Source organism: Coleofasciculus sp. F4-SAH-05, from assembly GCF_040222985.1.
Lineage (GTDB): Bacteria > Cyanobacteriota > Cyanobacteriia > Cyanobacteriales > Coleofasciculaceae > Coleofasciculus > Coleofasciculus chthonoplastes.
The window spans coordinates 63,925-84,150 of sequence record NZ_JAVKBY010000237.1; the positions used below are offsets into that span (position 1 = coordinate 63,925).

17 protein-coding genes and 1 pseudogene are annotated in these 20,226 nt (G+C 45.4%); 10 read left to right on the forward strand and 8 right to left on the reverse strand.

What is annotated here, in order from left to right; translation table 11 throughout:
- Positions 1–183: 183 nt before the first annotated feature.
- Positions 184–2,415, reverse strand: a complete 2,232-nt coding sequence (locus RIG27_RS28840) for a GumC family protein (protein WP_446350564.1) — start codon at positions 2,413–2,415, stop codon at positions 184–186.
- Between the two features lie 146 nt (positions 2,416–2,561).
- Here RIG27_RS28840 and RIG27_RS28845 point away from each other — a divergent pair, with 146 nt between their 5' ends.
- From RIG27_RS28845 to RIG27_RS28855, 3 genes are all read left to right on the forward strand, one after another.
- Positions 2,562–3,644: a mechanosensitive ion channel family protein gene (locus RIG27_RS28845; RefSeq protein WP_446350565.1), complete on the forward strand. Its 1,083-nt coding sequence runs from the start codon at positions 2,562–2,564 to the stop codon at positions 3,642–3,644.
- Positions 3,645–4,017: 373 nt separating this feature from the next.
- Positions 4,018–5,130: a mechanosensitive ion channel family protein gene (locus tag RIG27_RS28850; protein ID WP_446350566.1), complete on the forward strand. Its 1,113-nt coding sequence runs from the start codon at positions 4,018–4,020 to the stop codon at positions 5,128–5,130.
- Between the two features lie 102 nt (positions 5,131–5,232).
- Positions 5,233–5,793, forward strand: coding sequence for a DUF2062 domain-containing protein (locus tag RIG27_RS28855; RefSeq protein WP_446350567.1), 561 nt, complete (start codon positions 5,233–5,235; stop codon positions 5,791–5,793).
- Between the two features lie 92 nt (positions 5,794–5,885).
- Here the strand turns inward: RIG27_RS28855 and RIG27_RS28860 are convergent, their stop codons facing one another.
- From RIG27_RS28860 to RIG27_RS28870, 3 genes are all read right to left on the reverse strand, one after another.
- A complete protein-coding gene (locus RIG27_RS28860) occupies positions 5,886–6,749 on the reverse strand; it encodes a DUF4388 domain-containing protein (protein ID WP_446347896.1) in 864 nt (287 codons plus the stop codon).
- A 230-nt stretch (positions 6,750–6,979) separates the two neighbouring features.
- Positions 6,980–7,339: a response regulator transcription factor gene (locus RIG27_RS28865; protein WP_446350568.1), complete on the reverse strand. Its 360-nt coding sequence runs from the start codon at positions 7,337–7,339 to the stop codon at positions 6,980–6,982.
- A 46-nt stretch (positions 7,340–7,385) separates the two neighbouring features.
- A complete protein-coding gene (locus tag RIG27_RS28870) occupies positions 7,386–7,526 on the reverse strand; it encodes a hypothetical protein (RefSeq protein ID WP_446350569.1) in 141 nt (46 codons plus the stop codon).
- Positions 7,527–8,056: 530 nt separating this feature from the next.
- On the opposite strand from RIG27_RS28870, the gene RIG27_RS28875 reads away from it, so the two are divergent.
- The 6 genes and pseudogenes from RIG27_RS28875 (at position 8,057) to RIG27_RS28900 (ending at position 14,840) form a co-directional block, all read left to right on the forward strand.
- Complete coding sequence (locus RIG27_RS28875) at positions 8,057–9,409, forward strand: AAA-like domain-containing protein (RefSeq protein ID WP_446350570.1); 1,353 nt, start codon at positions 8,057–8,059, stop codon at positions 9,407–9,409.
- 290 nt (positions 9,410–9,699) lie between these two features.
- On the forward strand, positions 9,700–10,419 hold the full coding sequence (locus RIG27_RS28880; protein WP_446350571.1) for a PEP-CTERM sorting domain-containing protein: 720 nt from the start codon (positions 9,700–9,702) through the stop codon (positions 10,417–10,419).
- 381 nt (positions 10,420–10,800) lie between these two features.
- A complete protein-coding gene (locus RIG27_RS28885) occupies positions 10,801–11,556 on the forward strand; it encodes a PEP-CTERM sorting domain-containing protein (RefSeq protein ID WP_446350572.1) in 756 nt (251 codons plus the stop codon).
- Positions 11,557–12,033: 477 nt separating this feature from the next.
- Positions 12,034–12,747 (forward strand): PEP-CTERM sorting domain-containing protein, encoded by a 714-nt coding sequence (locus RIG27_RS28890; RefSeq protein WP_446350573.1) that lies wholly within the window; start codon positions 12,034–12,036, stop codon positions 12,745–12,747.
- A 486-nt stretch (positions 12,748–13,233) separates the two neighbouring features.
- Positions 13,234–13,695 (forward strand): annotated as a pseudogene (locus RIG27_RS28895) (RNA-guided endonuclease InsQ/TnpB family protein); the annotation flags it as partial.
- Between the two features lie 95 nt (positions 13,696–13,790).
- A complete protein-coding gene (locus tag RIG27_RS28900) occupies positions 13,791–14,840 on the forward strand; it encodes a GGDEF domain-containing protein (protein ID WP_446350574.1) in 1,050 nt (349 codons plus the stop codon).
- A 195-nt stretch (positions 14,841–15,035) separates the two neighbouring features.
- On the opposite strand, the gene RIG27_RS28905 is transcribed toward RIG27_RS28900, so the two are convergent.
- Together RIG27_RS28905 and RIG27_RS28910 are read right to left on the reverse strand one after the other, a co-directional pair.
- The gene (locus tag RIG27_RS28905; RefSeq protein WP_446350599.1) at positions 15,036–15,719 is read right to left on the reverse strand and encodes an ATP-dependent Zn protease; all 684 of its coding nucleotides are present in this window, start codon (positions 15,717–15,719) and stop codon (positions 15,036–15,038) included.
- 64 nt (positions 15,720–15,783) lie between these two features.
- Complete coding sequence (locus tag RIG27_RS28910; RefSeq protein WP_446350575.1) at positions 15,784–16,632, reverse strand: M15 family metallopeptidase; 849 nt, start codon at positions 16,630–16,632, stop codon at positions 15,784–15,786.
- Positions 16,633–16,862: 230 nt separating this feature from the next.
- On the opposite strand from RIG27_RS28910, the gene RIG27_RS28915 reads away from it, so the two are divergent.
- On the forward strand, positions 16,863–17,837 hold the full coding sequence (locus tag RIG27_RS28915) for an AEC family transporter (RefSeq protein ID WP_446350576.1): 975 nt from the start codon (positions 16,863–16,865) through the stop codon (positions 17,835–17,837).
- Between the two features lie 70 nt (positions 17,838–17,907).
- Here the strand turns inward: RIG27_RS28915 and RIG27_RS28920 are convergent, their stop codons facing one another.
- Positions 17,908–19,842, reverse strand: a complete 1,935-nt coding sequence (locus tag RIG27_RS28920) for a type I restriction enzyme subunit R domain-containing protein (protein ID WP_446350577.1) — start codon at positions 19,840–19,842, stop codon at positions 17,908–17,910.
- Positions 19,843–19,853: 11 nt separating this feature from the next.
- The gene (locus RIG27_RS28925) at positions 19,854–20,201 is read right to left on the reverse strand and encodes a putative toxin-antitoxin system toxin component, PIN family (RefSeq protein ID WP_446350578.1); all 348 of its coding nucleotides are present in this window, start codon (positions 20,199–20,201) and stop codon (positions 19,854–19,856) included.
- Between the last annotated feature and the right edge of the window lie 25 nt (positions 20,202–20,226).

A 20,226-nucleotide genomic window follows, 5' to 3' on the forward strand; every position in this document is an offset into this window, starting at 1 on the left:
GAGGAGGGAATAGGGAACCCAGAACAGTTTATGGCACTAAAGTGCCTACTACGAACCCCGCTTAAGTCTGTAGCATTCCATTTAGGTGCGATCGCATTGACTTTAGGGATTGTCGTCAGCGCTAAAGCGATTGAGGCACTAAAGTGCCTACTACGAACCCAGCTTGAGTCTGTAGCATTGCGTTTAGGTGCGATCGCGCTCATATCCCATCCGAACCCTGGCTGCTGACTTCCTGTCATCCCCCGTCTCCTTGTGTAGTTCCCTGGTGTAATAAAAATAACTGTCTGGCTCATTTTTAACCATCACCCTATTTGCCACAAACCCTAAAACCTCCTGACCTGATCGCGCCAGAAACTCCTTCGCCGCCTTCGCATTACCCGCATCAACGACTCCAGGTCGCACTACTAATAAAATACCATCTGCCAGACTCCCTAAAATCGGCGCATCGGCAATTCCTGCCAATGGGGGTGTATCCACAATCACTACATCATACTCCTTTGAGAACTGTTCCATCAAAGCTGCCATCCGCTTAGAATCCAGAAGTGCTACTGGATTCGGTGGAATCACCCCAGCCGCCAGTACATCTAATCCTGGCATCACTGACTCAACTGCCATCTGAACCGTCGTTTCACCCACCAACACATTACTTAATCCCACCGAATTGGTCAGATGCCAAAACTGATGCTGAGAAGGATAGCGCATATCGGCATCCACTAGCAATACTCGCTGTCCCACCTGTGCCATTGCCGTTGCCAAATTGGCACAAACTTCAGTCTTTCCTTCCTCCGGTACAGAACTCGTCACCACAATCGATTTAACCGGCTTATCGGAACTGAGAAACTTTAGATTAGCTCGCAGCATTTGATAGGCTTGAGTGATAGGTGATTGGGGCTTTTCTCTAACCACAAGTTTGGGATCTATCGGTGCTGCCTCCTTGAACGGCAACCAGCGTTTTCGCGACTTACCCATCGTGGGAATCACCCCCAGCAGCGTATATCCGAACAGTTGCTTCGCCTCTTTAACTGTCTTCACGGATTGATCGATCATATCAATCATAAAGGCAAGGGCGACACCCAACATCAGCCCCGCTACACCACCTACGCCTAAAATAAGTTTTTTCTTCGAGCCACTAGGTCTGTCCGGGACTCTTGCTTTTGAGATAATCCGCGCATTACCCACATTTTGGTTTTCTGCCACCCGTGCTTCTTGCAATTTTTGCAACAGCAGTTCGTAGGTAGATTGTGCCGCCTCCACCCGCCGCTCTAATTCTCGTTGGGTTTGCTCTAGTCTAGGTAAATTATTTGACCGTTGTTTGTATGCCGACTGAGTACTTTTGAGGACAGCTAGTTGGTTCGCCAATCCCAAACGCTCCACTTCCGACTCCACCAAATTTTCGAGCAGGGTTTGTCGCGATTCTCCCAATTGTAAATTACCCGTAGAAATTGGCAGCTGATTTCCAATAATTTCCGTGATGCGTTCTTGCAACAGAGTGTTTAGCGCCGCTTCTTTTTCCTGCAACCTGACAATTGTGGGATCGACATCTAAGAAACGACGACGCTCTAGTACAAGCTGCTGCTGTATTTCCTGGAGTTGCTCGATTACCAGCTGCACGGCGGGAGACTGATTCAACGAGTTAACGGCTACCGCTTCCTGAGCATTCATGTTTAACTGGTTACTCAGTGCTTGCGAACGAGCTGTCACTTTAGCTAGCTGAGCTTGAGCGTCAGCAATTTTGTTGTCTAACTCACCCATAAGTTCAACTGCCCAAATCGCTTCCTGGGCTAAATCAACAACGCGATTTTCTTCCTTGAATCGTCGCAAGGCTAAATCTGCTTGCAGAACATTGGCTTCAACTTTGGGTAGCTGTTCCCGAATAAACTCGCTGGCGGCTTTGGTTTTCGCCCGATTGTTCAGGATATCGTTGGCGATGTAGACATCAATCACCTTGTTCACCACGGCACTGGCTAACTGAGGCTTGGTTGAGTGATAAATAATTTCTAGGATGTCTGTTTCTGTAATCGATTCTACATCGAGGGATTTGCTCAGGATTTGGGGATCGAGGAGTTGATCCTCTTCCTCTTCATCTTTTATATCCAACTCCTGAATTACCTGTTCAGCAATGGGATAGGAACGAATAATTTCGGCTTGGGTCGTTAGTGGGTTAGTGTCTTTATAGATGGCATCAATCTCTCCCATGTGAGTATTCAATCCGGTCAGTGAAGCCGAACGGTCTTCTTTAATCAGTATGGTACCGTGTGCTCTATAAACCGGAACCTGGCGAGAGATGGCTAAAATCGCTAGAGCTACCATGACACCAAAAACGCCAGCTACCCATAACCAGCGCCGTTTCAGCACAAGCCAATATTTCTGTAGGTCTATCTCTTCAACATATTCATTAGCTTCAGGCGGTTCCATAGGCTTTGCTCCAGCAGACGCATCAGCAAGGGAGGAATATCCCCTATAATAACTATCTTAGCCCTAGCAATAACGCCATTAAATCTCCGACTGCTGCCAGAGTCAAGGAGTTGGGAGCAGACTGACCACAGATTGGAGTATCCCAAATGCTGGATGCCTTACCCGAATTACTGGATTTCGATTTCCTGAAAACATTCATCTTACTCGCCCTAGCCGGGATTTTCGCGATCGCGGGCAGTTTGTTTGCCTTTCGCTGGCTAGGTTCGCTATGGGAGCGGTTCAGGGATATCTATCCTAAGGTGATTCAACCGGAAAAAGCATTACTGGGGTTAGTCCTGAGTCTAACCTTGACCGATATTATATTTCTCGCTTATGCCAGACGAGAGTTCATCAAGCTGATAGAACTTCCCATCAGTCTCGCCTTAGCGATTACAGCGAGTTTATTAGGCTCTCGGTTATTCAAGCGGTTTTTTGATGCCTATCTGTTAAATGCTACCCTGCAAAGTGGACGGAAGGTTAATAGTGAATTATTACTCCTTTCCAAACTGGTTGTCAATTTACTGATTATTGTCACCATCATCCTTATCTTTGCCCAAACCCATCAAATCAATATTTTTGGCTTGTTGGCAAGTTTGGGAATTGGTGGACTGGCGGTGGCATTTGCCGCACAAAAAACCCTGGAACAGCTACTGGGTGGGATTGTAATTTATATTGACCGTCCCTTTGTCGTCGATGATTATATCGGTCTACCGGATGGTACATTTGGCAGAGTCGAATCCATTGGACTGCGGTCTACCAAAATCCGCTCCTCTGGGAAAGGAACGTTAATGGTTATTCCCAATAGTTCTCTAACTCAGGTCAGTATCGAAAACTTCACGGGTGCTAAGAAGGTAATTTCAATTATCTCATTAATTTTCTATCGTCCGATGCCCGACCAAGAAAAATCGCTGATCCGCCAAGTTATCTTAGAAAGCACGATTGATATTTTTGGGATTGACTCTCGCAGTACAGATGTCACGTTTAAAGATATTATCCAAGATGGAGCGTCGGGAATGACTCAAGCCCAAATTAACTTTTTTATCCTGGGTTCTGGTGAGTTCTCGATGGAATTGCGGCGTCAACTCCTGGATATTGCTAAACAAAATATCACCAATCAACTCAAGGAATATGGTATTGCCTTTGACATCGAAGAACAAACCATTAATGTCGATTCACCCATTACGATCTAAGTAAGTAGATGGGCACAATAAAAGTTAACGGCTGAGAGCGTCATTTGTCATTTGTAAGGGTTTGATGTGCATTTACATAACTTAATATAGGTAGGTTTATTGCCGCCGACCTCCTTAGGGCATTCTGAATAAGTGTTGTGGTGGAGGGAAGAGGCTCCAAAGCAGGAGGCAACAGTAGTGCGAGCGTCTCGCTCGCTATTCGCGTCTCGCTCGCTATTCGCGTCTCGCTCGCTATTCGCGTCTCGCTCGCTATTCGGTATGGAGATCGTTTAAATTTTCAAATGAAAGGCATTACAGTTTATTATATAAAATACAGATGCGATATGTCGTGTCCCTCTAGCCATTCTGATTTCTAAAGTAGCCTTACTCGCTGATGAACTTAACTGATATCCCTAACACGATTAGTGATGTTTCTCTGTTTGTGTACTCCTTAAATCTGCCCAACTATGTTCTTTTCCTGATATTTGCTCTCCTCTCTGTTTTGGCAGGTCGATACACTCCGATTCTGGTGAGCTGGATTATCCACCGATTTTCACTTCAGCAGGGAAAGGAAATTTATGATAATTTGATTGACCCACTCCAACAAGCTTTCAAATTTGCTGGCACGTTAATTTTACTGTCATTCTCACTGGCTTGGCTGGGGGTGTATCAGGGACTGCATGACTTCCTTCGTCCCTTTATGGATTTAGCCGTAACCGTGAGTGTGGCTTGGTTAGCCTCTCGCTTATTTCGCCAGTTTGTGCGCGTGTATGGGATAGGGTTAGTGCGGAAACTCGGTCGAGAAGTTGATGAAATGCTCCTAGTTTTTGAGACTCTAGCGAATGTCATCATCGGATTTATTGCCGTGGTTGCATTTGCTCAAAGCCAGCAAGTCAATTTAGTTGGATTACTTGCCAGTTTTGGGATTGGCGGTATTGCGATCGCGTTTGCCGCACAAAAGACATTGGAGCAGCTTTTGGGGACGATTGTCCTTTATTTAGACCGTCCGTTTATTCCCGGAGAGTATGTTCGCTTACCGGATGGAGTGTTTGGTCGGGTTGAATCGATTGGCTTGCGGTCTACAAAAATCCGCACAGCGGCTAAAAGCACACTTTTGATTGTTCCCAACTCAACGATGGCAAATTGGGAAATCGAAAATGTCACCCGAGGGAAGAAAGTGATGGTATTACTCTATTTGGATTTTTCTCAACTTCTGGAAGAACGAGAAAAAGCTTTAGTTCAGCAAATTATTGCTGAAAGCACAAACTCTTTATTCGGCATTGATCCGGGAAGTACAAGTATTACCTTAATTCCCTCCCTAGAAGACCAAACCACCCGGGCGAGGGTAACGTTTTTTATTCTCGGCTCAAGTGAAAATTCAATTCAATTGCGGAAGCGTCTCTTGGAACTCGCTAATGAAAAAATTTCCAAGCAGTTACTCGCTTATGGAATTAACTTTAAGATGAATGAACCGACGATTTATGTGGATTCACCGATTACGATCTGATCTAAATGATGAAGATGGAACTCGATCGCGATCGCACGGGTCGGTTAGGATGAGTGTATATCCTGTCCCGCCCTTGCTGTAACTGTAGATTCTCTAGCCTATATGTCGAGGAATTCCCTGCAAACTCGTCCCCAACGTTCATCATTGGAGGTAAACTCTACACCCATTCGCCCTTCCCCTGATCGCAATCCCAAAGTCGGATCTAGTTTCCGACGGCGCTTACAATACTATTACTGGCGCTTACTTCGTCTCTCTGGACCCCCAGAGGCGATCGCACGCGGATTAGCCTGTGGTGTGTTTGCAGGACTGTTTCCCCTATTTGGGCTACAAACTATTTTAGGGATATGTCTAGCGCTGATCTTTCGCGGCAATAAAATTATCGCGGTGGCTGGTACTTGGGTGAGTAATCCATTGACTTATGTGCCGATTTATGCATTTAACTTCCACCTGGGAAAATGGCTACTCCAGAAAAATAGCTTAACTGATATTAGCCTCGGATCTTGGCAGGAGTTCAAGACGTTGGGATCTGAGATTATCTGGACGCTATTTGTCGGCTGCTTTACGGTGGGGATGGTTGGTGGAATTTTTAGTTATTTCCTAGGATTGACACTGATTCGGCGGGTTCGCGCCTCTTATCGATCGCGTCGTCGGCGTCAGCTTTAAAGTGATGTAGGGTCAATACTGCTCGGTTAAGAGGAGCAGAGGGAGCAGGGGAAGCAGGGGAAGCAGGGGAAGCAGGGGAAGAAGAAATTACCCTAAGACGCTTTAGGAACTAAAAATCCTAGTAAATGTTGCAGAAACGAATAACTAACGACTTCCCGATAGGAGTCTTGGTGCAACCCTGATGATTGAGACTCGATAGTTGGGGTAAAGTTATCGTCTACCGCTAGAGAAATCTCTTGCGCCAAACCAATCGCAATTAAGCGAAAAGCAATCTGCTGTATTATTTTCAGGGGAAGTTGTAGGTATTGGGCGATAGATTTGAGAGACACCATGCAATCCGTATATGTCCAAACTTGCCACTCTAGGTCATTTAACGGAAACTCAGACTGATCTGTCCCTAAACTGGCTAAACCCATATCCGGATCAGGTAAGTGATCCGCCAAAGCATCCCAACTTGGCAAATTTCTAAGTCCCATCAACGTGGCGAATGTCGCCGATATACTCAAACCCGTCATTTCTATTGTCGGTAGCGGTACATTATGATCAAACCTAAAGTGACCTGCTTTAAGTTGAAATGCATCACACAAAGGCTGGAGAACTTGAACTTGGAATAGCCACTTGAGTTGTTGGTTAGTTAAAATACCCTGTTTTTTCAGATAAGAACCCAAAGGTTGATGCTTGGGACATAATCTCGTCAGTTTAGCAAAGAGACTGGATGGACAAGTATCCTTTAGCCAGCGCCGTTGGGCAATTAAGGAGACTAAACCTTGACGATCTAACAAATTTGCCATTCCGACAAGCTGTCCCCGATACACCCAGAGATAATACGCTTGATTTGAGGACGTTTGATCCGTACCCGCAGGATGCAGAGTGAGTAAACCGCTTTGATGTCCGGTTTCGAGTAAGCAAAAAACTTGCGGTAGAGAAAAATCAGCAAGAGAACCTGTGATGCACATGATAATTGAAAGGGTTTTTAAGGGTTGACTTTAAATTCTTTAAAGCGTCATTTGTCATTTGTCATTTGTCATTTGTCATTTGTCATTTGTCCTTTGTCATTTGTCATTTGTAATAGTTTGAGGACTATTTACAGAAGTTAATAGAGTTGGGTTTATTTCCAGCAACCTACTTATACAGCAGTTTCGAGATAAGCTTTACAGAACGCCACCCCTCCCCGAAGACGTTTGACTTAGCGACAGAGAGAGTGGGATTGAATCCGATCTAATAACTCTTGAAAACTAAACGGTTTGAAAAAATAACCATTAGCTTTGGCTTCATTCGTCGAGATTATTGGCAAATCTCGTTCTAAACCTGTCATTAAGTATATAGGTAGATGATAGCCATGATAACGCAATTTTTTACAAAGGCTTATCCCATCAAGTTGGGGAAGCTCGATATCAGAAAGTACCAAGTCGTAGTCCGTGATTACTGCCCGTTCTAAAGCCGCTGCACCATTTGTGACTACATCGACGATATAGCCTTCAAACGTGAGACATTCAAATAACGCTTCGGCAAAGTCTAGGTTATCTTCAACGACAAGGATTTTCATGATATCTAAATCCATTTTGCAAACAATGGTGATGATTCCGCAAATTCTACCAGACAAATTTATTTGGATAAGACTTGCTTTTATCTGCCATATTTACAGGAACAATCTCTAAGGTTCCGGTTAAATCCATTGAATTTTTAGACGCCCGTTCATCACTGCGATCGCTCCAGCTACGACGCCTTAACAATCACTCAAATCAAAAGCGATTTGTGGTTAATAGCTTTAGCCAAGAATGCGGATCAATACCAGCGACCTCTCTTCCCGCCTATCCTCATTAAATTGAGGAATAAATTTTATGGCGTTTCACAACCTACCATCTATACTTTTTATGATGCCAAATTTAATCTCTATCAACAATATATAAATTTGACATAAAATTTGTGCGGCTGAACGGGGAAGCTTTATCTAATCTTTAATCGCTGTCCCGCCAACTTTACAGACTCTTTAAGTAAGAGGGTTGACAAACTCAATTGGATGTTCAAACCTGATTAGACTATTTAATTTTCCCTAGTTGTCAATATATAAAGTTGATATCTTGGTTAGGGGTAGGTCACCATTTATCCTCTTCCAGTAGGGAGCAATGCACACAATAATACGTTTGTCAATATACTAAAATGATAAGTTGAGGGAGTCATCCTGGTCTATTTTTGTGAACTTATGTCACGCCTAGCAAGTAAATCCAAGGCGGTAGGGGTTTCAATTTCAAATATAGATACGATGATTACACAGGGGCATCGTCCAATTGATCAGGTATTGGAATGTATTGATACGTTCCTGGTTGCCAAGACTGGTCATTCACTGAGTTATATTCAAAAAGCGATTTTGTGGGCATCATGGCAGGATGAACCTAAAACCTATGACCAGATTGCTCAAGAGAATGGTTATTCTGCCAACTATATTAAGCAAGGTGTCGCGCCGAAGTTATGGCACTTACTCTCAAACGCCTGCGGGGAAAAAGTTAATAAGACGAATTTTCGCTCGGTACTCGAACGGAGACTGTTCAGTGACAAGGGTTTGGCAACGGCTAAGTTCCTGAAACCTAGGCAGTTTGTTTCCTTAGAAGTACCAGAGGGACAAGTTCCGTTGAATTCTATCTATTATATAGAGCGATCGCCTATAGAATCAGACTGTTGTCAGCAAATCCGCCAACCTGCCACCATCCTGCGTTTGCAGGGTTCCCAGCAGATGGGAAAAACGTCGTTAATGGCAAGAATTCTGGCTGATGCACAGAAGCAGAACTATCGGACGGTACGATTAAGTTTACATCAGGCAGAGAGTCCGGTGTTTAGTGCGATCGCAACATTTTTGCGTTGGCTTTGTGTCAATGTGACACGACAACTTAAATTAGAACCGAAGCTGGATGAGTATTGGGATGAAGCAATGGGCTGTTTGATTAGCTGCACGCTTTATTTCCAGGAGTATTTGCTAGCTGGGAGCGATCGCCCAGTGGTATTAGCCATTGATGAAGTGAATCAAGTCTTCGAGTATCCTGCGATCGCGGCAGACTTTTTGGCATTATTACACTCCTGGCAAGAGGATACCAAGGATATCCCTGTCTTTTCCAACCTGCGCTTGGTGTTAGTTCATTCCTCTGAGGGTTATTGTTGGTTTCATGACTATCAATCGCTGTTGACTGTGGGGTTAGGGATTCAGTTATCCCCGTTTACTCGTGAACAAGTCTACGAGTTGGCAAAGCGTTATGGACTCTATTTATCATCCCAGGAACTGGATCAGCTAATGCGGTTAGTGGGAGGGTTTCCCTATTTGGTGCGTTTGATGTTCTATGAAATGGTCAAGCATCAGGTGAGTTTACAATCGGTGGTAGAAACTGTAGCGACGGATACAGGAATCTATGGGAAGCACCTGCATCACCACTTATGGAGGCTGCGCCAGTATCCAGATTTAGCGGTTGCGTATCAGCAGGTGCTTAAGGCAAATGATGCTGTAGAACTTGATCCAATTCAGATGGTGAAGCTACACAGTTTGGGGTTAGTGTGTTGGGTTCGCGATCGCGTGGTGGTAAGCTGTCAGTTGTATCAGGAGTATTTTCGCGATCGTCTGACTAACTGATAGGAGAGATGTTGGCGGCAACGTCTCTACAGGCTAATTGTCCAAAACTGAAGCGTTTCAACATATCATATTTTTTTTATTTTGTCCATTAATTCAACGTTTTCGACGATAAAAACATTAGTTTATCAAAACTTGATAGAAAGTTATTAATAGCTTTACATTAAGGTATTGCCAGGACAAGTACTATTTTGTTAGCTTGAATTCAAGGAGATAAAAACAGGAAAGCCCATCCAAACATCTCCTCTTCTTGCACAAAAAAACAAGGTATTTTCTAAAATCAAGGAACTCTCATGAATAAAACAATCTTTGCCTCCCTCGCTATGCTTCCTGTGGTTACAGCTAGTGTTTTGAGCATCGCTAGTGAAGCCAACGCCGCCCCTTTGGTTGGAGAATTCAGTATTTCTCCGGGAATAAACGTAACGGAGACGGCTCCTTTCATCCAAGTAACCAACGCGACGCTGTTTGCCGATGAGATAAGATTTACACCTGATCCCGGCGCACTTCTGTTAAGCAATCAATCGGAAACCTTCTCTGCCTTCAATGCGGGAAGTATCAAGTCGATTCCTACTTCCCTTATCCCCAGCAATGGAGCAACGAAAGATAACCCCTTAGTCAAAAACTTTTTAGATTTGGGAGATTTCCCCCTAGGCGATCCCAGCATCACCGATGAAACAAATACATTTTCTCTGTTAAGCATCGGCGACTTTATGATTGAGGAAATGTTTGACCATAATCAGAGATTCACGGGTACATCGATATCCTTGGGAGTTTCCGGATTCTTCACCAGTGCAGATGGGCAACTGTCCAATGGTACAGGCACGATAACCTTCCAAAGTACACTGAGACAGTCGGGTGTTGAAGCCGCACTTGACTCCGATGAAGGTTTAGATGCTAGCTTCTCCGGTGTCTTTAGGAGTGCTTCTGTACCTGAACCGACAACCTTAGCCGGGTTAGGTTTAGTCGCTGGTTCTGTGCTCCTGTCTCGCTCTGGCAAAAAGAAGCAGGGGTAATCATGCCAAACCGTAGGGGTACGATATATCGTGCCTCTACTGAATCGGGCAAAAGATAGCGCTTCTAAACTTGCGCTTAATCATCTTCAATTGATCTTGACAAAACTTTATTTTATTTGCTAAGCATCCCTTTTTGTCAGTTACTTTAATGATTCAATGACGGAAATCACACTTTTTTTGTAATCTAAATCCCGAAAAATCACCCGAAAGTAGGAGGTTTGCCTTATTGAAGACAACTTCATGAAAACTTTATAGAAAGTTCATAATAACTTTATGGATACTTTCAGAAAGCTTGAGTAGTATGAAGTTAGCTTAGGCAGAGAAAAAAGCTAAAGCCGAAGATACACACTAGACCTGGTTATTACTCAAGGAGCTTCAGATATGATGAACAAATGGGCAATCGCCGCAGCCGCTACAGGCGCCACAGTAGTTGGAACTCTCGCCGCTCCCGCTCAGGCAATCACTTTGGGAGAAATTTTGGCAGGTGACGGCACCTTCATGAGCGAGCATTTCACCTACAGCAACTTTACTTGCAGCTTGGGAACATCCAGTCTAGGTACACAGCTTCTGGTTCCCAACAGTTGCGACGAAATTAAGATAAATGACAACAGTACAGCCTTTGACCTGGAAATCCAAGGACCCTTCTCCGCCACCAATCTAGGAAGCTCAGGAGTTGCTTTCTTAGATGCCCTCATCGGCTTTGATGTAATGGCTAAGAATGGAAGCCCAATCACCAATATTGAGCTTGCCTTTAACGGAGCATTTGAGGGATTAGCGCGAGCTAGTGTAACAGAGACAGCCTTTGATATGAATGGCGATATCATTGGACAGCTCAAGGTGACCAATTCAGGCGCAGGTACAGACTTAGAAGATCCTGCATTGGAAGCCGGAGACTTTGACCTACTCTACCCAGTCGGTAAAGTACGGATTGTCAAAGACATCCTGCTTCAAGCCGGTCCGGGTAGTTCAGCCGAAATTTCATTGATTGGACAGAACTACATAAAAGATGTACCCGAACCCGGAACCATGGGTGGCTTGCTGGTGTTAGGTTCCTTAGGTCTCGGCTTCATGTTCAAGCGCAACCGTCAATTCAGTGGGTTTACATCTTTCTTTCCCTCTGACAACGACAACAACTAAGCCAAAGCCATATTAGCCCACCACTCTAGATAGATATGGTGGCAGGGCAAAAAAGAGAGGGTATAGTACGATTGAGCACTTACCCGATTTTTTTTAGCCGGATAAGCTAAAGCCGGAAGCCCAACGCCATACCTGTACTTCGACAGGCTCAGTAACAACTTAGGTTGGCGTTGGGATGAATAGGCGATCAATCGATGGGATTCAACATCCCTGAGATTGATAACTTGCGTATCAGTTCGGATATCATCGCTCAACGCCCTCATGTCAAAGGTATGCCAATTTCCTATTCTGGCTCAAGGTTTACCAAAACTTCATAATAATCCAGCCGTAATTTCATCAAGTCTTTACTGTAGAGGGAATGACAGCAAAGTTTATATGAGGTATCTTTAAAGAGAGAGAAATATAGAGATGAAGATTAACCTCTTCTAAAAAACCTTCGCCATTCACAGTCGTCCAGTTCAGTTAAGGAAAGATAATATGATACATAAATGGGCAATAGCAGCAGCAGTTACAGGCGTCACAGTGGTAGGCACTCTAGCCGCTCCAGCTCAGGCGATCACATTGGGAGAGATTGGCAACGGCTTTCTGGATGTGGGAGATAAAAGATTCAGTAACTTTCAGTGTGCACTCTCTACTTCTGATATGGCACTGCTGGTTCCTAACAGTTGCGACGAAATTAAGATCAATACCATTGAAAACAGTCCCTTTGGGATTGATATCCAAGGACCTTTTTCTGTAACTAATTTTGCTTCACCAGACACTGAGTTCCTGGAAACCTTAATTAGCTTTGATGTCGAAGCTTTAGATCCCACCAAGGCGATTGACTCGATTAATTTGGCATTTAACGGAGCCTTTGCGGGGAATGGAAAAGCCAGTGTGAAGGAGACGGCTAGAGTCGATGGTACGATTGTTGCCGAACTAATGGTGTCTAATCCTTATGAAGGGGGATCAGACTTACAAGATCCAGCACTAGAAGGCGAAGATTTTGACCTAGCTACCCCATACAAAAAATTAAACATTACCAAAGAGATTCGGGTTGAAGCCGAAGCGGGTGGTTCTGCGGAAATTTCATCAATCGTTCAGACCTATGATCAGATAGAGGTTCCCGAACCCGGTACAATCGGTGGCTTACTCGCTGTGGGTTCCTTGGGTGTCGGTTCAATCTTGAAGCAGCTCAAACAAAAGAAGTAATCTCCTAACTCAGTGTGTTCCCAATAAAGGTTCCTCAGGAGGTGCTTCACTGACTGAGGTTTTGCCATCTTTATCCCCATCCGAATCGTTGATTTGGGTGGGGTTATATCATGTCCGGTTGAATACTTACACTATTGGTAGAAACAAGGCTCCAGGGCAGAAGGCTCCAAGGCACGATAAGCTAGTGTAGAAGTCAGGGATTGATAACTGTAACCTAATCTCTGCTCAAAGCTATTCATTGCTAGACATTTTGAGTAACTTTTCTTTGTTTCTCGCCATTCGCTCAATCGTATCGCTGAGGCTGTTTGCCCCTATTCTTACCCTTTCCTCCTCTAGCCAATTTATTGCTGTTTCTGTCAAAGTCATTGTAAATCGTCGTTTAGGCTCGTTATAAATTTTTTTTCTAGGCATTCTGTTACACTTGTGTCATCATATATAATATGAGTATAACAGGCATTGGATAGGTAGACTATGCTGTTAGGGTTCAAAACCGAGCTAAAACTCAACAACAAGCAGCGAACGGCATTAGCCAAACACGCTAACTGGAAAAAAGCCCAAGTTAAAATAGCCCGTTTGCATCGGAAAATAGCCAACATCAGAAAAGACACGTTACATAAACTTACCTCCTATTTAGCCCAAAACCACAGCCGAATTGGAATAGAGAATCTTAATGTGTCGGGCATGATGGCTAATCACAAACTGGCAAAAGCTATTCAGGATATGGGTTTCTTTGAGTTTAAACGCCAGCTAGAGTACAAGTGTAAGCTGTACGGGTCAACCTTGGTTAAGGTTGACCGATGGTATCCCTCAACCAAAACCTGCTCAAGATGCCATATCGTCAAAGAGGAGATGCCTTTATCAGAGCGAGTTTTCCGGTGCGATAACTGTGGACTGGAAATCGACAGAGATTTAAATGCCTCCATTAATTTGGAGATAGCCGCCAGTTAGGTGGTGATAGCCTGTGGACTGGTTAAGTGCCGTCACTGAAGCGAGTGAAACAGGAAGTAAGCATCAAAGTTAGGTTTGACTACGGTTGATCAGCTTTGAGTAGGTCTTATGTAACGGTCAATGTCTCAGCTCTTGTCGAGCTACATCCCAAAATGGACGCTTCTGTATTAATCGTGGGAAATCCGCAATTCCTTAAGACGTTCCTTGACCAGATTCGCACGATTACGTCTGGCAAGGTGGAGTCGTCTGCCAATCCAGAAGATGCTCTGAGTAAGGTTCAAGCTAAACAATACGCAATTTTAATTGTGCAGGCAACCCAAAACGGGAGTTTGGAACTGTGTAAGCAGGTTAAAGAACAACTACAGTTAAGCTGGATTTATTGCATTTTAATTAATGACCCGTCTTATTCCTTGAGTGAAGGCAAAGCGGCTGATCCGCGTCGGGAACAAATTATTTGTGCTGAAGCTCTAGAAGGCGGTGCAGATGCTTACTTACCCCTGACTTGCACCCCAACAGGAGATCCAGGAAGTACGTTAGCAGAATATCGGCTTCTGAAAGCCCATATCCTAGTCGGATGGCGCAGTGTACAGTTTTACCAAAAACTGCTGCAAACCAATGATGTTCTCTCCACCCTGGCTCTGTCTGATCCCTTAACCGAACTTAATAATCGTCGGGCAATGGAATGGGAGTTACCCCGGCAAATCCAAAATGCCCGCACATACATCACGGATCTGAGTGTGATTATGATGGATGTGGATCATTTCAAATCCGTGAATGACACCTATGGACATCAGGTTGGCGATCGCGTTTTGCAGTTGCTCTCAACCCGACTCCAGCATAATCTGCGCCTACAGGATACGTTGTTTCGGTATGGCGGCGAAGAGTTTTTAGTGGTTCTTAATCAAACCAATGGCGAGGAAGCTAAAATTGTCGCCAAACGCCTGCGATATCAGATCAACGAGCAACCGTTTAATGTGGATGGTACGATCGCGATCGAGATTACGATTAGCGTCGGCATTGCTTCTCTCAAGGCTTCAGATGACCACAAAGGCGAAAGTCTCGTCAAACGGGCGGATCATAATCTTTTGCGTGCTAAAGCCAAAGGAACGAACCAGGTGGTTTACAGTGATGACACACTTTATTAACGTTTTGATTCCTAGGGGCGGGTTTCACGACTATCGTTTTTGACTTTACCCAGATGGTATTAAACCCGCCCCAATACGGCTCGCAGCTTCCCCAGAAGGGCGGGTTTAGTTACGTTATCGGTTTGTTGCAAAATGGTATCTGTAAAACCCGCCCCTACAGATCGACATTCCTTGTCTTCCCCTACACCTTCCTATTTAATTGCGACAATGATCTTGAATCAGGCGATAGCAGTCGCCTACGGATGTCCGTTCTGCCATAGCTTTGATCAGGGCTTCGTAAGCCTGCCAGTTGTCCTGTAACATTGTTTGGGCTTGGAGCATCGCCCAACGCTGTTTGGTGGTAAATTCACCAACAGGACGTTCAAATAATCTCAACGCCTCTTTTAATTTTTGACAATCGTCGATTCCTCCCTCCGCTTCACCATAAACCAGGGTTTCTGCCGCAATTCCTGCCATCCAAACGGTACAGAATCGATCCAGAGTCAATCGCATTTCGCCAATGGCAAGGGGATTCGGTGAAAGTTGCTGAGTATCAAATTGCACGCCACCTAAACCTGGTTGTCCCTGCTTCAAGGCTTCCCAGGCTGTCAGCGTATAACCCGTGATCGGAATCCCCAACAGGTAAGCCACCAGGAAATGACCCGCTTCATGGTGCAGAATGCGATCGCGATAGTCACTGCGCCTCTGGGCTAACCAATCTAATAGTATCGTTGTACCTTTACCTTGAAAGCTGAGAGTATCTACCGTAACTAATCCTAAAATTCCAAATGTTGCCAAGGCGGGAATCGCTGGCGGAATATTAAAAATTGGAGTCAGTAGGGCAGAAAGGGTCATGCCAAAAATGCCAATGGCAATTACATTGAGAGTGGTTTGTTGCATGAGTTGTCCTTTGTCATTTGTCATTCGTCCTTCGAGAAGCTACATTAGCGGTAATTTTTTCCAGCTACTGACTAGAGTCCTCCTGGGGTTCTGAGGGAGAGGGTTCAGAATCAGGACTATCCAAATTTTGGGCTTTGTAGAAGGTTTCTAAACTATCTGGATCACCGACAAAGCGCCAGTGCCATGGTTCATAACTCACACCTTGGGGATTTCCTTTGGGAAAGGATAACTCAAAGCTATAGTACGCGGCATTCTTTTCCAGCCACTTAAACGCCGCTGTATTCTCAAAATTGGTGTTCAGATTTGTGGCGGGTGTTCTACCATCACCAATATCGACGGCATAACCGGTGTGATGTTCGCTGTAACCGGGAGGCGCACTGACTTCAGCCCGTTGTGTCGCCACTTGTCCCCGTTGTGCTTTGATGTCAAAAAAGAGATGCTGCTGCTGTTCCTGAGTACGATAGCCGGATATTGCGACTAATACGATGCCATCGGCTTGAGCGGCTGCCCTCATCGCTTTAAATTTCTTCGCTGCTGCTTCCCGGAGTTGAATCCGACCATCTGAGGTAATCGGTTCGAGTTCAGATAGGGGGGCTTCTTCATAGGGAAGGTGTCCCAGAAGATTATTAACGTCGTTCTCACTTTCACTCTCCTCTGGATTAGCTGGGGTAGAGGTATCCGTTGTGGTGGGTTGGGGGGAAGCGGTAATCGTTTGGGGAGATTGGGAGGTGGACGAGGATAGGATTAGCGCCAAAACGATCGCGCCACATCCTACAACTGCCATGATAATGAGAAACGGCTGCCACCGCGATCGCCCTCTGGTGTCGGGTGTATCCCTGACAGCTACAGGAATATCCTCCGCTGTTGCTTCTGATAGGTTGACGGGTTCTCCGGGAAAATCGGGGGTATTCAAAACTCCACTCCTGAGCGTACTACTGATACTTTTATTTGGCTTAATGGCACTAAATAAGCATTTTGGAATCGCCAAAACGTTTGATATCCCGTAGGGTGGGCATTGCCCACCCGCCTTAATTTAGTGTCATTCGGCTAAAGGTTGGCAACTTCACTTATGTAGTCTGTGCCAATTTCTTTTCTTGGAGACTGACTTATCATCAAAACCGTTGTCTGTTTGATCATTATCTAATGCCCAGCCTAGATCCAGAGCGTTTACGACCCTTGTTCCAACTTTACCTCCAGCTAGGGGGTGGTGTGCTACTCGGATGGGTGTTGGGACGTTTGATGCCCCGGTGGATACCAACGTTTATTGGTCAATTTCTGTTCTGGATTGGAGTTCCTATCAGTATTATTACGTTTCTGCGGGGTGCGGATCTATCGGGAAAGATTTGGATTGCTCCGATCGCGGCTTGGGTGGCGATTTTATTGGGTGCTCTCTTGGCTTGGTTTTGGATTAAGGGTGGAGGTAAGTTTGCTGCGAACCATGGCTTGACAAATGACACTCCATCTGAGTGGAATAAACCGACTCAAGGGAGTTTCTTGCTGGCGTCGATGGTAGGAAATACAGGGTATTTGGGGTTTCCCGTTAATCTAACCTTGTTGGGAAAAAACTATTTCGGTTGGGCGCTATTTTATGACATGCTGGGAACGTTACTGGGCGCTTATGGTTTAGGGGTAGTATTAGCGGCGCGTTTTGGTCGGGGTGAGAAGAGTCATGGGCAGTTAGTGCGATCGCTAGTGATTAATCCGGCGCTGTGGAGTATGGGCATCGGATTGGAGTTGCGTCAGGTTCCGTTACCGGGATGGCTGGAGGTGGGAATGGAAAAATTTGCCTGGAGTGCGATCGCGCTTTCACTGGTTCTGATTGGTATGCGCTTGAGTCAGTTGGCGTCTTGGCGCAAAGTTAAACAAGCTGGGGTGGGTCTGGGCATTAAAATGTTACTCATTCCTTTAGTGTTAGGTATGGCTTTATCACAGTTTGGCATAGTTGGTAAGCCGCAATTAGCGATCGTCCTGCAAATGGCAATGCCGCCAGCCTTTGCCACTTTAGTCATCGCGGAAGTTTATGAACTTGATCGCGAGTTAACCGTGACAGCACTGGCGGTTGGTTCGATAGGACTTTTGCTTACCTTACCGATTTGGTTACTTTTATTTGGGGCGTAGCCTAGCCTCGTTAGCCTCGTTCCCAAGTCTGAGAAGGGAATGTCCTTTCTGTGTCGCATTAGAATTTAGCTTATCCGGCGATAGGTTCCCCACCCTCTAATCTTCGATTGAGCGTGGGATGAATCGCCAGCTGCTTATAGATTGATTCGAGCAGTTTTTCAAAGACGACTTGTTTGAATTCCTGGTTGTTCATGACTTCCATAAAGATTTGCTCATTCCCCTCCATGCGTTCGATGAAAAGGTTTTCGAGTTGTTGGTCGAGGACGGGGGCGAAGTTTTCTTTGGTATTGACCTGGGCGGCTTGCTTGAGGTGGTCGTTCGCGATCGCGCTTTCGGTGATTTGCTCGAAGAAGAGTTGGTCAGCGGGGGTGAAATCTGTGCCAAAGCGTTCGTTAAGGGAGTCAATCAGTTGAGACAGGGGAACCTCTTTATCCGGTTGGCGTGTCCCTACTGCGATTGCTCCTTTGAGGGCGTCGGCTTCGCCTTCGTTCAAGTTGATTTTGCCTTCACTGATTTTTTGGAGGCGGTAATACTTCATCTCGATATCCCCAGATAGGTCTACTTGAGGTGCATTGGCGCTGCGGGGGAGTTTCTTCAGCAGAAAGCGACTATAGGCATAAAGTTTTTCTAGGTCAGAATCTTGGTAGGGGATAATTTGGGCAAGGAAAAGGTAGAGGTTACGGAAGCTGGTGAGTTGGCTTTTAAATTGGTCTCGTTCGGCTGCTTCTAGGGTTTTGTATTGGTCAATAATGGGGTCGAGTAGGGTATTGAGTTTTTGGTGTTCTCCCCCGGTGAGGGAGGTTTTGGAACGGAACCAGATTTCACACCATTCGTTAACATCCTCTTCGCTAAAGAGTCGCCAGTTATAGAGTTGAAAGGCGAGGTCGTTCAGTTGTTGGGGGTCAGCCGTTTCCCCAAGGGGGGTTTGTTCGTAGTAGGGTTTAAAGGCTTTGTAGATATCTTCCGGTTGGTTGACAAAATCTAAAACGAAGGTATCTTCTTTCCCTGGGGCGGTACGGTTGAGGCGGGAGATGGTTTGCACGGCTTGGACTCCAGCAAGGCGTTTATCGACGAACAGGGTATGGAGTAAGGGTTGGTCAAAGCCGGTTTGGAATTTGTTGGCGACGAGTAGCACTTGGTAATCCTTGCTGGCGAACTTTTCTGGGATTTCACTGGATTTGATACCGCCATTCATCCTAACTTCGGTGAAACTTTCATTGGGGAACTCTGGGAGGGGAACTGAACCGGAGAAGGCGACGAGGGATTTAATATCGGTGTAGCCTTTGTCTTTGATGTAGTGGTCGAAGGCGAGTTTGTATTTAACCACCTGTTCACGCGATCGCGTCACAACCATTGCTTTAGCCCCACCCCCGATTTTATGGCGGGTATGGTTGCGGAAATGCTCAACAATGATTTCCACTTTCTGGGCGATGTTGTGGGGGTGGAGTTCGATGAAACAGACGATTTCCCTGGCTGCTTTACGGCGGGGGAGGTTGGGGTCAGTTTCTGAACGGCGGACTAACTGGTAATAACGGGCGTAACAGGTGTAGTTGGCGAGTACGTCTTTAATAAAGCCTTCTTCTATGGCTTGGCGCATGGTGTAGAGATGAAAGGGGGCTTGTCCGGTTTCCCCTGGTTCATCGAAGAGTAAGAGGGTGCGTTGTTTGGGGGTGGCAGTAAAGGCGAAGTAACTCAGGTTGGGTTGTTTGGTGCGAGTGAGTTGTTTCCGTAATAGTTTTTGTTGGGCGGTGTCGCTGAGGTTATCATCGGGTTCATCGTCGAGGAGTTGGTTTTTCAGTTCGATGGTGGCGATGGGTAAGCCGTTGAGACTGAGGATAATATCGGGAATTCCGTTGGTTTTAATTGTGACTTGGCGGGTAACGGTGAGGCGATTTTTACGGTAGAGGGCGATGGTTTCCGGGTTCATCCCGGTGTTAGGTTGGAAGTAGGCGACTTTGAAGGTTTTGCCATAGCATTTGAAGCCGTTACGGAGGACATCAAGCATTCCCCGACTTTTCAGTTCTTTGGTGAGGCTGGCGATGAGGGTTTTTTGGGCTTCTCCTGGGCTGGTGCGAGTAATTTGTTATCGTCTGGGTCGCGACAATCGGTTATTGCTAATGTGGTTTGACTGAATTGACTGTTATTGCGGATTCTGGCTAGAAAGTCTTCTCTCCTTTGGTTAGAAATATATTTATCAAATTTAGGTTTATAAATCCGTTGGGCGAGTTCTTGGTAGGTTTGGTCGGTGTGAACTATCGTAAAGTGTTTAATGGCTTTGCTAAAGGCTTGATATGCCGTTCCATTCGGGCTAAGAACGGCGCTAATAAATATATTAGTGTCAATAACAATTAAGTCAGGATTCATCAGCTAACAGTTCTTCTAGGATTTC